At 63.5% G+C, this 13079-nt stretch carries 14 protein-coding genes and 1 riboswitch; of the genes, 6 read left to right on the top strand and 8 right to left on the bottom strand.

Features of this window, described 5'->3' with window-relative positions:
- Positions 1 to 26 precede the first annotated feature (26 nt).
- Positions 27 to 215, top strand: coding sequence for a hypothetical protein (locus ACKAMS_RS19015; RefSeq protein WP_019744939.1), 189 nt, complete (start codon positions 27 to 29; stop codon positions 213 to 215).
- 83 nt (positions 216 to 298) lie between these two features.
- Here the strand turns inward: ACKAMS_RS19015 and ACKAMS_RS19010 are convergent, their stop codons facing one another.
- Complete coding sequence (locus ACKAMS_RS19010) at positions 299 to 862, bottom strand: transglycosylase family protein (RefSeq protein WP_019744938.1); 564 nt, start codon at positions 860 to 862, stop codon at positions 299 to 301.
- Positions 863 to 870: 8 nt separating this feature from the next.
- Positions 871 to 1091, bottom strand: a riboswitch (cyclic di-AMP (ydaO/yuaA leader).
- Positions 1092 to 1474: 383 nt separating this feature from the next.
- Between ACKAMS_RS19010 and ACKAMS_RS19005 the strand changes: the two genes are divergently transcribed.
- Positions 1475 to 2872, top strand: a complete 1398-nt coding sequence (locus tag ACKAMS_RS19005) for a YncE family protein (RefSeq protein WP_021332210.1) — start codon at positions 1475 to 1477, stop codon at positions 2870 to 2872.
- Between the two features lie 121 nt (positions 2873 to 2993).
- On the opposite strand, the gene ACKAMS_RS19000 is transcribed toward ACKAMS_RS19005, so the two are convergent.
- Both ACKAMS_RS19000 and ACKAMS_RS18995 read right to left on the bottom strand, forming a co-directional pair.
- Complete coding sequence (locus ACKAMS_RS19000; protein WP_003939919.1) at positions 2994 to 3383, bottom strand: YccF domain-containing protein; 390 nt, start codon at positions 3381 to 3383, stop codon at positions 2994 to 2996.
- A gap of 33 nt (positions 3384 to 3416) precedes the next feature.
- A complete protein-coding gene (locus tag ACKAMS_RS18995; RefSeq protein ID WP_003940194.1) occupies positions 3417 to 3644 on the bottom strand; it encodes a hypothetical protein in 228 nt (75 codons plus the stop codon).
- Between the two features lie 215 nt (positions 3645 to 3859).
- On the opposite strand from ACKAMS_RS18995, the gene ACKAMS_RS18990 reads away from it, so the two are divergent.
- On the top strand, positions 3860 to 4273 hold the full coding sequence (locus ACKAMS_RS18990; RefSeq protein ID WP_007733502.1) for a cold-shock protein: 414 nt from the start codon (positions 3860 to 3862) through the stop codon (positions 4271 to 4273).
- A gap of 88 nt (positions 4274 to 4361) precedes the next feature.
- On the opposite strand, the gene ACKAMS_RS18985 is transcribed toward ACKAMS_RS18990, so the two are convergent.
- From ACKAMS_RS18985 to ACKAMS_RS18975, 3 genes are all read right to left on the bottom strand, one after another.
- Complete coding sequence (locus ACKAMS_RS18985; RefSeq protein WP_019744935.1) at positions 4362 to 4856, bottom strand: DUF2771 domain-containing protein; 495 nt, start codon at positions 4854 to 4856, stop codon at positions 4362 to 4364.
- The gene (locus ACKAMS_RS18980) at positions 4856 to 6550 is read right to left on the bottom strand and encodes an MFS transporter (RefSeq protein ID WP_030244200.1); all 1695 of its coding nucleotides are present in this window, start codon (positions 6548 to 6550) and stop codon (positions 4856 to 4858) included. Before ACKAMS_RS18980 ends, ACKAMS_RS18985 begins: the two co-directional genes overlap by 1 nt.
- 69 nt (positions 6551 to 6619) lie before the next feature.
- On the bottom strand, positions 6620 to 7450 hold the full coding sequence (locus ACKAMS_RS18975) for a glutaminyl-peptide cyclotransferase (protein WP_238076548.1): 831 nt from the start codon (positions 7448 to 7450) through the stop codon (positions 6620 to 6622).
- Between the two features lie 38 nt (positions 7451 to 7488).
- Between ACKAMS_RS18975 and ACKAMS_RS18970 the strand changes: the two genes are divergently transcribed.
- The 3 genes from ACKAMS_RS18970 (at position 7489) to ACKAMS_RS18960 (ending at position 11609) form a co-directional block, all read left to right on the top strand.
- Positions 7489 to 8310: a DUF3027 domain-containing protein gene (locus tag ACKAMS_RS18970; RefSeq protein WP_019744932.1), complete on the top strand. Its 822-nt coding sequence runs from the start codon at positions 7489 to 7491 to the stop codon at positions 8308 to 8310.
- 68 nt (positions 8311 to 8378) lie between these two features.
- Positions 8379 to 11051 (top strand): sacsin N-terminal ATP-binding-like domain-containing protein, encoded by a 2673-nt coding sequence (locus ACKAMS_RS18965; RefSeq protein WP_408989375.1) that lies wholly within the window; start codon positions 8379 to 8381, stop codon positions 11049 to 11051.
- A 6-nt stretch (positions 11052 to 11057) separates the two neighbouring features.
- On the top strand, positions 11058 to 11609 hold the full coding sequence (locus ACKAMS_RS18960) for a phosphatase PAP2 family protein (RefSeq protein WP_070795817.1): 552 nt from the start codon (positions 11058 to 11060) through the stop codon (positions 11607 to 11609).
- Here the strand turns inward: ACKAMS_RS18960 and ACKAMS_RS18955 are convergent.
- Both ACKAMS_RS18955 and ACKAMS_RS18950 read right to left on the bottom strand, forming a co-directional pair.
- Complete coding sequence (locus ACKAMS_RS18955) at positions 11599 to 12639, bottom strand: iron-siderophore ABC transporter substrate-binding protein (RefSeq protein WP_408989374.1); 1041 nt, start codon at positions 12637 to 12639, stop codon at positions 11599 to 11601. The genes ACKAMS_RS18960 and ACKAMS_RS18955 overlap by 11 nt on opposite strands.
- 90 nt (positions 12640 to 12729) lie before the next feature.
- Positions 12730 to 12987 carry a DUF2530 domain-containing protein gene (locus tag ACKAMS_RS18950; protein WP_408989373.1) on the bottom strand — a complete coding sequence of 86 codons (258 nt, stop codon included), beginning with the start codon at positions 12985 to 12987 and terminating at the stop codon, positions 12730 to 12732.
- Positions 12988 to 13079: the final 92 nt, after the last annotated feature.

The raw sequence follows: 13079 nt of genomic DNA, 5'->3' as shown, positions 1-13079 counted from the left end.
TAACGGCGTCCTGTCAAAATGACTTCGTGGCCAACAATTCGAAGCAACACTATGTAGATCCAGGATGGCCGGAAACTGCAGACGGAGATCACGCAGTGACCGAATTGTCATCGACCCGCGCAGGTGGACTTTCACCCTTCGGCGAGGACACCACCTTTCCGGTTCCGGTGGAGTCACTTCCTTACGTACACCCGCACACCGTCATCAACCGATAACAACTCGACACGAAGAAGGCCCGCACCGATTCGGTGCGGGCCTTCTTGATGTTCGAGCGTCCGAGCGGACAGTCTTACCGGTGTTACTTGAGGAACGTCTTTGCAGTGTCGGCGACTGCGAGGATCTGCGGGTCGACCGGGATGCCGTTGGCCTTGGCGAACGCGATTGCCTGATCGATGGCGTCAGCGACCGGGTGTGCAACGGTCTGAGCGACCTGCTGTGCCGGAGCCGGAGCTGCCTGAGGAGCCGTGGTGGCCGGAGCGGAACGCTCGGTGGCGCCGCTGCTCAGTCCGAGGCTGGAGGAGCAGGACGGCCATGCGCCCCAACCCTGGTTTGCGAGAACACGCTCGGCAACGACGATCTGCTGCTCGCGAGTGGCCTGGTTTGCGGTGGCTGCGTACTGTCCGCCGCCGTGTGCGTTCCACGTGCTGGGGGAGAACTGCAGTCCGCCCTGGTAACCGTTGCCGGTGTTGATGGCCCAGTTTCCGCCGGCCTCACACTGGGCGAGACGATCCCAGTCGGAGTCGGGGGCAGCGCTTGCGGTTCCGGTGGCTGCAATTCCTGCTACGCCCATGATGGCGCCGGTGACGGCGACCTTGGCGACAGTGCGACCGGTGGTGGTGGGCTTGCGATGGCGTCCGCTCATGATGGTCGAAATCCTCTCCACACGCGCCTGCGAGGTCAGCTGTCGGGTTCGGGCTGAGAGGTCGCCCGGCCTCGCCTTTCCTGGCTGGAAAGGGTCTGGCTTCACCCCAAGATTCGGTCTTGCGATCGAACCGGTGTCCACTGGAGAACTTTTCTGTTCTCACAGAGGACTTTGGGTCCCCCGTCCTCGTCCCTGGAATGCTCTGTCGGAAGTCCGGTACCCGCGGGACAAGGCTTGGCGCGGCGGGCCGGAGGTGGCCGAGTTTCCCGGCCGAAAACGACGGTAACGGCTCGAGTCTCTCGTGTCACCATTTGATAACGCGGCGTGGCGAAGGACGTACAACGCGTCACACAAAGCGCAGGAGACTCTTCCCAGGTAGGTGGGGGTGCCTGAGTGAATGTCCGGTTGTGTCCGTTCCGTTATCCATCCGTAATGTGAGCAAGGTCACACGTTATGTGGAAATGGAATTCCGGCCGAGTGAGAGGTGCGCCGATCCAGGTCGAAGATGTGTCCTGTGTCTCAAAATCGAGATTGAAACTTAGGTTAGGTTTGCCTGACTTGCCCCGAATGGGCAGGGTTCGCAGAGTCTTCCAAAGAAGTAGGGCACCCCTCATGAAACTGCAATACCGTCGGCGTGCGGTCACCGCGTCACTCGCCGTCGCCGCTGCTGCTGTCGGCCTGGCCGTCACTGCTCCCGCTGCACACGCCTCACCCGAGGATCCGACACACGGTGTTGTCGGAAGCTATTCCGCAACCCAGCCCGGCGACATCGTCGTCGACTCGGCAACCCACCGCGGATACATCACGCAGTACGGCGGACCGACCAGCTCGTTGTCCGTCGTCGACACGAACACCGGCAAGTCCGTCGGCACCATCGACGGTGTCGTCGGTTACCCGTCGGCACTTGCCGTGGACTCGGACCTCGGACGCGCATACGTGTCCTCCTCCTACGGCGGCGCGATCTCGATTGTCGACACGAAGACCGGCAAGGTCGAAAAGACGGTCACGCTGAGCGAGAAGAACCCCGACGGCTCGCGGCCGCAGATCAACGATGTCGTCGTCGACCCCACAACGCACCGCGCGTACTTCTCGGACTACAAGTCCGGCAACATCCGAGTCGTCGACCCCAACGCCGCCGACGCCGTGTCGAGCATTCTGGTCGACAAGTCGGCAACGCCGACCAAGCTCGCCTTCGACAGTGTCCGCGGCTTCCTCTACATCGCGGACACCAACTTCTTCGACGAGAATTACGGCCGCACGCTGTGGCAGGCGGACGTACGCAAGGGCGGAGCACTCAAGTCGATCGTGCGTGCCGACAACCTCTACCCGGTCGACGTCGATGTCGACACGAACACCGGCAACATCTACATGACCGACACCCGGGCAACCAACCTGTGGGCGATCACCCCGGCCGGCGCGGTTCTGTCGAAGACCACGCTGTCTCCGACCGCGATTCCCAACGGCGTGGTCGTCGACGCTGCTGCAGGCATTGCATATGTCGCGGACGTCATGAACGGACACCTGTGGTCGGTCGATCTGACGACCCGCGCCACCACCGCTCTGACCGATACCAAGGTTCCGGCACTGGAGAAGGTCAAAAACCTCGCGCTCGACACCTCGACCGGCGCCATCGCGTCGACGACCAACGGGGGCAAGGTGACCGTCGTTGCTGCGTACCCGCTACCCGCGACCGTCGAACTGCCTGCCGCTCAGGTCGGTAAGGCGTATTCGCAGAAGCTCACTGCCGCTGATACCCGAGCAACCTTTGCACTCACCAACGGTGCTCTGCCCGGCGGACTGACCCTCGCACAGGACGGCACCATCTCGGGAACCCCCACGGCCGTCGGCAGCGTCACCGTCGAGATCACTGCGAAGAGCGTGCTTTCGCGCGCTTCGAGTGTGACCATCGTGGTCTCCGAGGGTCCGGTCGGCCCCGTTGATCCGGGCAACCCGGGAACGGGTACCGGTTCGCTCGGTAACCTCCCCGGACTCGGTAGCCTCGGCCGCTGATCCGACCTGATACGAGAGAACCCGACCACAGCACCTGCTGTGGTCGGGTTCTTCTGTCTCCGGGCCCGCTTACGCGTAATTCACCCGGTCCACGGCTATGCGTAATTGACGCGGTCCACGGCTATGCGTAATTGACGCGGTCCACGTCGACGATCTCCTTGCCGAGCGGCATCAGCGAGATCGGAATCATCTTCAGGTTCGCGACCGCGAGCGGAATTCCGATGATCGTGATCGCCATCGCGACGGCGGTGACGATGTGTCCGATCGCCAACCAGATACCGGCGATGATCACCCAGATGACATTGCCGATCATCGAACCGACGCCAGCGGTCGGCTTGTCGACGACGGTCTTACCGAACGGCCACAGTGCGTAGATGCCGATGCGGAATGCCGCGATTCCGAAGGGAATCGTGATGATGAGGATGCAGCAGATGATGCCTGCGGCGAAGTAGCCCAACGCCAGCCAGAAGCCGCCGAACACCAGCCAGATCACGTTCAGGAGGATTCTCATGGTCAGTGACCTTTCGGTTGAAGGCGGGGGTGATCAGCGCACGCGTCGGCCGGATCTGAGTGTGTAGACGATGGCTAGAAGGAAGCCGATCGGGCACGCGAGTGCCACCAGGTACAACGCCAGGCCGGGCGGGGTGTCGCTGAAGATGTGGACTGCGAAGATGGCCACGATCGCCAGGAATCCGACGATGAACAGTGCCATCGCCGTACGGAACAGACCGTTTCCGGTGCCGGAAGTGCGCGGGTTCGGTTGAGGGTCCACACCTACGAGGATAGTGCCTGTAAACCTGGGTGCCGACCCGGGTTCGTCACAGGTAGACTGTTAACAGACTGCGCGCCCCGCTGAAGCAAGTGTGGGGCGCGTTCTTTTGCATTCTTCCACCGGAAGCGATGCGAGCAAGGCCATGAGGCTCTTCCGAGAGCCTCCCGAGCACATTGGGGCAGATGCCCCAGTCGAGTGATGAGCAGGTGAACGCGGTGCCGACCGGCAAGGTGAAGTGGTACGACGTCGAAAAGGGTTTCGGCTTTCTGTCGCAGGAAGAGGGCGAGGACGTCTACGTCCGTGCTTCCGCTCTCCCCGAGGGCGTCGAAGGCTTGAAGGCCGGCCAGCGCGTCGAGTTCGGCATGGCTGCGGGCCGCCGCGGTCCGCAGGCGCTGAGCCTGAAGGTGCTGGAGCCGGCGCCGTCGTTGCGGGGCGCTACGGCGACGCGTCGTGAGCCCGTCGAGCGTAAGCACACCCCTGACCAGCTGCACGGCATGGTCGAGGACATGATCACGTTGCTCGAGGCGAAGGTCCAGCCGGATCTGCGCAACGGCAAGTACCCGGACCGCAAGACCGCTCAGCGGATCTCCGAGGTCGTCCGAGCCGTCGCTCGCGAGCTCGATACCTGATCGCTCGATTCGAGCTGCCGTACACGGCTTCGAAACAAAATGCCCTGCACACCAATCGGTGTGCAGGGCATTTTCGTTCTTCCGGGGATCAGGCGGTCTTGATCGACCAGATCAGTAGTCCTTGTTCGCTTCCCTCACCGACGGCGAGGTGGATTTCGACGCCGACGAGTTGCTTGACGGGATCGCTCGAAGATTCGACCGTCACTGCCAGGGCCTCGCCGGGCTCGAAGACTCGGGGTTCGCCGGTCTGGTTGCCGTCGGCATCCTCGTAGACCGCCAGCAGGGCCCACTGCGCATCGGAGACGTCCGTCGACAACGACAGCTGCAGCGGGTAGCCCGCGGGAACGTCGAGTGCGTAGATGTCGCCCACCTGGGCGCACTGGGACAGATCGATGGTGCAGAACCCGGCAGGGTTCGTCTCGATCGTCTTGCCGTGTGCGTATGCAGTGATGACCGGCAGCTTTTCGGGGTCGTCGTTGATGTTCTTGATGATCACGAAAAGAACGGAGACGTAAGCAACTAGTGCCACCACCATCAGGACACTGATCGCTGCCACGATCTTCTTTGTTCTCGAGCGCATCATCACTGCGGAGTACTTCCTTGTCCTCGGTTGGATTTACCGGTGTAAATCACTTCGGTCACTTCTTGTTCTGCCAGGTCGGGTCGCTTCCCGCCGAGGCCGGGCAGGAGGCTGCTTCCTCGGTAGCTCAGGAAGGTCTGCAGAAGCCCGATCGTCAGGAACACCGATACAACAGTGAACCCGATCCAGTATTCGGTCGGAAGCAGAACCCCCAATGCGCCGCCGAGTACCCAGCTCAACTGCAGAACCGTCTCGGATCTGCCGAATCCGGACGCGATCGATTCCTCGGGCAGGTCGTGCTGGAGTGACGCGTCGAGTGAGACCTTTGCGAGTGCGCTGGCGGCGGAGGCTACGAGCGTGGCAAGCGCAGCGGTCATCAGGTTGTCCGTCAGCGCTGCGATCACCGCGATGATCCAGACCGACGCAGTGCACCGGAGCACGATCAGTGCGGGCCGGCCGAGCTTGAGGCGCGCACCCGTGGCATTTCCGGCGAAGTTTCCCAGACCGGCCGCTGCGCCGACCAGGCCGAGCATCATGGCTTGCTGGAGCGGCTCGTGATCGGTGCGTGATTTGGCGACGAACGCGATGTAGAGCGTCAGGAAGCCGGTGAGCACGCGAATGGTGCCGTTGCCCCAGAGTCCGATGATCACGGCGCGTCCGAGAGGCTGTCGGACCTTGGCCGGTTTCGCGTTCGGCTGTGGTGGGGCGCTGCCGGCGTGGTGCGCCTCGTCCGGGTGGTAGGTGATGGTCGCGGGAACCTCACCCTCGGTGACTTCGACCCACGACGGGATTCGCATGCTCAGATATGCGCCGAAGACGGTGACGGCGACGGCGAACCACAAGGCTCCGGTGGAACCGAAAGCGAGCGCGAGCGCACCCGCGACGGCGCCGGCGCCGATCGTTCCGCCGATCAACCCGAAGACCGTCAGACGCGAATTGACGCGCACCAGGTCTATTTCCGGTGGTAGGACGCGTGGTGTCACCGCACTCTTGAGTACCGAGAACGATTTACTGAGCACCATCATGCCGAGCGCGGCCGGATAGAGGATCCAACTGTCGAAGTTGAAGACCAGGATCACTGCGAGGAGCGTCCGGATTCCGAACGACGACGCGAGTGCGATGCGGCGGCCGCGCTGCAACCGGTCGAGCATCGGACCGATGAGCGGTGCGATGACCGCGAACGGTGCGATCGTGATCAGGAGATAGAGCGCGACCTTGGTCTTGTCCTCACCCGTCGCAGCCGAGAAGAACAGCGTGTTCGCAAGGGCGACGGAGATCGCGGCGTCGGTGGCGTTGTTCGTCATCACTGCGTAGGTGAGAGCGGTCAGACCGGACTTGTCCGCGCCGTCGGCCTTCGCTGCGCGCTGGAAGGTCGCGATGCCCTTGTTCGTCAGTTCGCGGCTGCGCATCGCTGCGACGCGGGTGACGGTGAGCTTGCGGGGCATCGGGGGAGCCTTGGGGGCGTCCGCACCCGGTGCCTTGGAACCGGACGCAGAATCCGAGTCTCCCCGTGATTCGGGGATCGGGTGCAGCGGCGGCAACGGCGTGCGCCGCGCGGCGGGGCGAGCGGAAGGCGGGTAGTTGTCCGGGCGGGCCGCGGGTGGGTAGTTGTCGTAACCGGGGTGCACCTGTTGCCCCTCCGGCTCGTCGTGGATTCGCCGAGTTTCGGGGTCGTAGGGTTCGCGCGGTCCGGTCACCACTCAATTCTGTCCTAGTGTCGGCGCGGCTACCACGCACACCCCTGCGAGTCCTGTGTCATGTCGGACTCAGTTAACAAAACGGACTTCGAACATCTGCGGCCAATACTTGCCGGTGAGCAGGAATCGATCGGTACCGGGAATCTGCGCGATGCCGTTGAGAACGTCGACGGTGCTGGTCGATCCATCCGTGACGAGTTCTTCGCGTAGCGCCGATGCGTCGTACACGTTCGTGACGGCGCCGTCCGACGGGTCGATTCGGACGACGGTGTCGGTGGTCCAGACATTGGCGTAGACGGAGCCGTCTTCGGCGCATTCCAATTCGTTCAATTTGCCGACGGACTCCGAAGATCTGGTGACGTCGACGGTCGAGATCGGCGCAAAGGTTTCGGGATCGCGAAAGGTCAACGTGGCCGAACCGTCGCTGGAGACCAGCCGATCCCCGAGCGAACAGATTCCCCATCCCTCGGTGTCGAGTGGGAACCGCCCACGTTCGGTCAAGGTGTCCTTGTCACGGGCGATGGCGACGCCGTCTTTCCAGGTGAGTTGCCACAGTGTGTCTCCGGCGACCGTGATGCCCTCACCGAACAACGGCGGGTCGAGATCGGCACGCGCAACTTCCGGTCCCGAAGCGGGGGACTGCTCGTCGGAGATCTCGCTCGAGCGCACCCAGGACTGCCCGACGCGTCCGGTGCTTTCGTACAACCGGTTTCCGTCGATCTCGAGGCCCTGCGTGAACGCGTCGGGATCGTGCGCGGACACTCGAACGATCTCGACGGAGCCGGTTTCGGACGTGAGGTTGTCGGGAGCACCGGGGGAATCGGAGCACCCCGCCAGGGCCGACGCGATCACGGCGACCACTGCAAAAGTGCGCACGGAATTGGCGTGTGACCTACTCATCTGCCCAGCATGGCAGCCCAGTGCGTTGCGGACTTGCGGTGGTGCGGCAAACTGGAGGAGTGAGTGTTGCTACTTCTCCAGAGCGTGCAGTGCCGCGCCCAGTACTGGCCGATGCGGTCGAGCTTGCCCGAACGGCAGTCGTCGACCTGCATGAAGGCGGTGTGGGGGCATACCTCGGCGTGACGTCGGAGGACGAATTTGCCGCCACCCATCGATTTGCAGCAGACATTCCCGGATACCGCGGTTGGCAGTGGGCGGTTGTCGTCGCTGCCGGACCGGAGGACACCCGCGCAACTGTCAGTGAGTTGGCGCTGCTGCCGGGTCCCGACGCGTTGGTTGCGCCGGAATGGCTGCCATGGGATCAGCGGATTCGTCCCGGCGATCTCTCCGTCGGTGACCTACTCGCCCCGCCGGCCGAGGATCCTCGGCTCGTTCCCGGCTACGTCGCCACCGGTGACCCGGAAGTCGACGAGGTAGCTCTCGAAATCGGGCTAGGCCGCAAACAGGTCATGAGCCTCGAGGGCCGACTCGATGCCGCGCAGCGTTGGTTCGACGGTGACTTCGGCCCGGAGTCGGAGATGGCCAAGGCTGCCCCGTCGACGTGTGGGCTGTGTGGATTCTTCCTTCCACTCGCAGGTTCGCTGCACGCAGCGTTCGGCGTGTGCGGCAACGAACTCTCCGCAGACGGCCGGGTGGTCAGCGTGTCCTACGGCTGTGGCGCGCATTCGGACACCAGCTTGCCGCTCGGTGCGGGCTCGCCGCAGTTCGACGCATTCGACGACGGAGCAGTCGAGCTGATTGCGGTGCCCGCTCGCCCGTCGAGCGTTGTTGCAGTTGAGGATTCGGTATCCACCGAGTAGAAGATCCGTTCGGCACGGACGCACTCCGCGAGGCGACGCTGCGCGCGTGGTCGGAATCTCCGACGCGATTGCGTGAAGACGCGGCTGCGGAATCCGACCTCGCGAAGGCCGGGTACCGCGACCGTCTGCTCACCGAACTGGCGCAGAACGCTGCCGATGCAGCTGCACGCGAGGGCGTCGAGGGCTCTTTGTGGGTGGACGTGGACGGTCGGACGCTGACCGTCGCGAACACCGGCCGTCCGCTGGACGAATCCGGCGTTCACGCACTCACGGCGCTGCGTGCGTCGAACAAGGTCGACGCCGACGAAGGCGTGACGGGGCGGTTCGGAGTCGGATTCTCGGCAGTTCTCTCGGTCGGTGACGAGGTTGAACTGCGCTCGTCGACGGGATCGATTCGATTCTCTGCCTCGCAAACTCTGCGCGAGATCGACTCTCGCGAACTCCCCGTGCCGGAAACCGGTGTCCCCGTACTTCGTTTGGTGTGGCCGTCTGGCGAATTGCCGAGCGACGGTGCCGATTCGGAAGTGGTGCTGACGCTTCGGCCGGACGTCGATGCCGCGGCGCTGCTTTCGCAGATGACACGTGAGGCAGTCGATCTGCTGCTCGAACTCCCGGCTCTCGGATCAATTCGTTTGGGTGAGAAGACTTTTCGGCGATCGGAACGAGTGCTGGATTCCGGTCTCGTCGAGGTGGTCATCGGAGATCGCACGTGGTGGCAGTACTCGGCGCCGAATGCACGGTGGTTGGTGCCGGTCCGCGACGGGGTCGTCGAGCCGGTCGCAGACGACGTGCTGCGGGCGCCGACCCGATCCGATGAGGAACTGTCGATCCCGGCGATCATCATTGCCGACATTGCAATGCAACCCGATCGGCGACGCCTCATGCCCGCTGCACCGATCGCTCCGCTTGCCGAGGGGTACGCGAAGTTCCTTGCTGCACTACCTCCTCGGCAGCGAACGGCACTCGTCCCGATTCCTGCCTTTGCCCGCAGCGAAACCGATTCGCTTCTGCGCGAAGCACTTCTGAAGGAGCTGCAGGAAAACGAGTGGCTTCCGGTGGTCGGTGAACCCGACCGCGCGCCGCAGCGAGCATCCGTGGTGCCCGGGCTCAGTGACGATCTTGCCGAGTTGCTCACCGACATCATCGGCGGCCTGGTTGTCCCCGAGCTCTCCGGCCCCAAGCACGAGCGAGCGCTCGCGGCGGTGTCGACGCACCGCATCGGGCTCGCGCGTATCGCGGAACTGCTCAGCGGCTTGGAACGTGAACCGAAGTGGTGGAATCGACTCTATTCGGCTCTCGAGCCCTTGGTGATCGACACTCTTGCGGTGGAAGAGCTTGGAACACTGCCGGTTCCGCTCTCCGATGGACGAACGGTGACCGGACCGCGGACCGTCGTCGTCGGCGTCGAATTGGGCGAAGACGCACCGTCTGTGCAGTGGACGAGGTTGGTTCATCCTGTCGCGGCGCACCCGTTGCTGTCTCGATTGGGAGCACAGACCGCGAGTGCCACCGACCTGCTGTCCGATCCGGCACTGCGAGCCTTGATCGAAGATGCTGCGGATCAGGATGATTCGGTAGCGACGGAGTTGGCGCAAGTGGTGCTCGGATTGGCGGCCCACGTGGCGCCAGGGGCGCTGCCGTCGTGGATCGGTGAAGTGCTGCTTCCTGATTCGGAGGGCGAATTGCGTTCCGCCGACCAACTTCTGCTTCCGGGCGCTCCCCTTGCAAGCGTCCTGGTCGAGGATTCTCCCTTCGGCATCGTCGACGCTGATTTTGTTCAGCGGGTGGGGGAGCAGGCGCTACGGGTAGTCGGTGTCGGGTGGGGTTTCACGGTGGTCCGTGAGGAATTGCCGTCCGGCCCCGATCACGATCTCGACGCCGAAGACGCATGGTGGGACACCCTCGACGAGGACCCCGAATACATCGAAGCCGTGCGCGATCTCGATCTCGTGGACGAAGACCGCTGGCCGCAGGCGCTGTCGCTGCTGGTCGAGTCGCCGGCGACGCGGGCGCTGCTCACCGACCGTCGTGGATACACGGCGTGGTGGTTGCGTTCGAATGCCGAACTCGGCGGTGAGGTGCTTGGCTTGCTGCGCGCTCCAGGCGATCGCACCTTCGAGGGATTACTCGATGCTGCCGAACACCCCGACGCCGGATTCTTCGCCGGATTACTGGCATCGGATACCGTCGACGATCCGGAACTGGCTCAGCTGCTGCTCGATCGGCTTGCCGACCCACTACGGATGCCGGCCTCCGCCGTCGTCGCGCGGACGCACCGACTGCTGGGTGAGGCAGCGCAGCGACGGGTTCTCGACCTGGAGGAACTGCACCTGCCGCCGTTCGTGCGAGGCCTTTCCGGCGATCTGGTCGATCCCGGCGACGCCCTTGTTCTCGACCGACCGTGGCTGGGAGCGGCACTGCCTGCACAACGAGTGGTGCTCGGCAGTTTCGAGACAGCTGACGCACTGGCAGATCTGCTCGACGTCGCTACGGCGTCCACATCCGTTCACGGACGAGTGAGCAGCACCGGCGTTGTGACGACGTGGGCGAACGAACCACAGGCAGTTCTCGGCTTCGCAGCCCTCGGCCGTGAGGTTCCCGGCGGCGAGGTAGTGATCCATCACGAACTGTCGGTGGAACTGACAGGAGCGGTGGAGGCGACAGTGACCGTGCCGTGGTGGGTGGACTCGGACGGCGTTCATCACGTGATGCGCACGTGGACTCTGCCGCAAGGGATGTGAGGGCAGATGTCTTTTGATCAGTGGGTACTCGACAGTGCAGTGTGCCAGCGGACGGCGTGGCTCGTGGACGTGGTCGACGTCATCACCGACAGCGGCGGAACCCTCGCGTCGTGGCTGATCGCGACGCTGCTCACGATCGTGCTTCTGGTTCGGGGGCTCCGAACGGACGCTCTGCTGATCGCCGGATCGATGTTGACCGGTCTGCTCGTGATGAGCGGATTGAAGCGCATCTTCACACGAACCCGTCCACCCCTGCCGGAGCGTTTGATCGAAATCGATTCGTATTCGTTCCCGTCGGGCCACGCGATGATGAGCGCGATACTCGCGACTTCGGTTGCCGCAGTGATTCTTCGGCTTGCTTTGCCGAGGCTCGCGAAGATGGCAATGCTCGCGAGCCTCGGCCTGTACACGATCGCTGTCGGATTCTCCCGCGTCTACCTGGCTGCCCATTGGATGACCGATGTGCTGGCAGGTTGGGCGTTCGGGATGGTGTGGGCCGGAGTGTGGATCTGGGGAACTGCGCAGATCAGGAAGCGCCGGGCGCTGGTTACTTCGTGAGTTCGGCGAGTAGTTGGCTTGTCGCCCACGGCAAGCTCAGTGCTGAACTCGCGGTCAGGGCCGCACCGACCTGCGGGGCCTGATCGTCGTTGACGTAGACGACGCGATTGTTCTTGACCACGTCGAGTTGCTGGAAGCCCGGATTGTTTCGGACCGCCTGGGCGGCATCGGGATTGCCGATGACAACGAGACGGTCCACGTCGAGGAGATCTAGTCGCTCGGTGGAGATGGGCGCGTAGAACTCACCGTTCATCAATGCCTCGACCGCGGGAGCAGGTTTGAATCCGAGACTGCCGAGGACCCGTCCGCGGGCGTCCTCGGAGGAGAAGGCGTAGAACTCCGGGGTCGTGTCGACGCTGATGATCACCGCGGTCTGGTCTGCAAATTCCGGGTGAGCGCTTCTGGCGTCGGCGAACTGCTTGTCGATATCGGCGACCAACTTCTCGCCGTCGGCTTCGCGACCCACTGCCTTCGCTGCGGTCTTCGTCGTGATCTGCCACGGAGTTGCGTAGTCGCCGTAGGCCGGATCCTTCGCGACGGTCGGGGCGATCGCGGAAAGTGTGCTGTACAGGTCTTTGTCGATGCTCGAGTAGAGCGCGAGGATCAAGTCGGGCTCGAGCGCAGCGATCTTTTCGACGCTGATCGTGGTTTCGGGATTGCTGCCGACGACGGTCGGTTCGGTTCCGCCCCAAGGGCCGGTGACCCACGGCCACGTGCGGTTGACGTCCGGCTCGCCCGGGTACTGATTGACCATTCCGACGGGCTTGATGCCCAAGGCCAGCAGAGCCTGCTCGTCGTTGTAACCGACAGTGACGATCCGTTGTGGTTCGGAATCGATCGTGGTGCTGCCGAAAGCGTGATCGATCGTGACGGGGAAGGCGCCGCCACCGGAACTCGACGAACTACTTGCTGCGTCGTCGTTCGAACCGCAGGAGACGAGTGCTGTGCCGACCAGGGCGACCAGAGCAACGGATGTCAGTCTCGTCCAACGTCCTCGGCTTTTCCAACGATTTCGGTGGGAGATCTTCACGGTTACGTGGTTCCTTTCAGCATTGACAAGCTAAGACCGACACTAGAGTGCAGGGTAGGCTTACCATACTGAAAGGGTGAATCGACCTGCTCAGTCGACCAGACCGGCGCCCTGTTGTGCGCCCTTGTCACCGCGCGCAGCTGCGCGTCGTTGAATGGAGAACAGAGCGAAGCCGAGGAAGCCGACTCCGATACCCGCGTAACAGATCGGGAGTGCATCCGACCAACGATTGCCGCTCACCGCGACCACGATCGTGGCGACCACCCACAACGCGGTGCCGATGATCAGTGCCGGCGCGGGTGCGGACAATTTGCCGATCAGGCTGGTTGTGTTGCGAGTCTCCGTCACAAAATTAACGCTACCCGTACCCCGGTGGCCTACTCTCCCTAGTGCGACCGGCTTCATGTGCGCCGGCACACGGCGACCTACAGCGATGGGGA

The sequence above is a fragment of the Rhodococcus sp. 5A-K4 genome (genome assembly GCF_046097995.1).
Classification (GTDB): Bacteria; Actinomycetota; Actinomycetes; order Mycobacteriales; family Mycobacteriaceae; genus Rhodococcus_F; species Rhodococcus_F erythropolis.
This window is presented reverse-complemented; position numbering and strand designations above follow the sequence as displayed.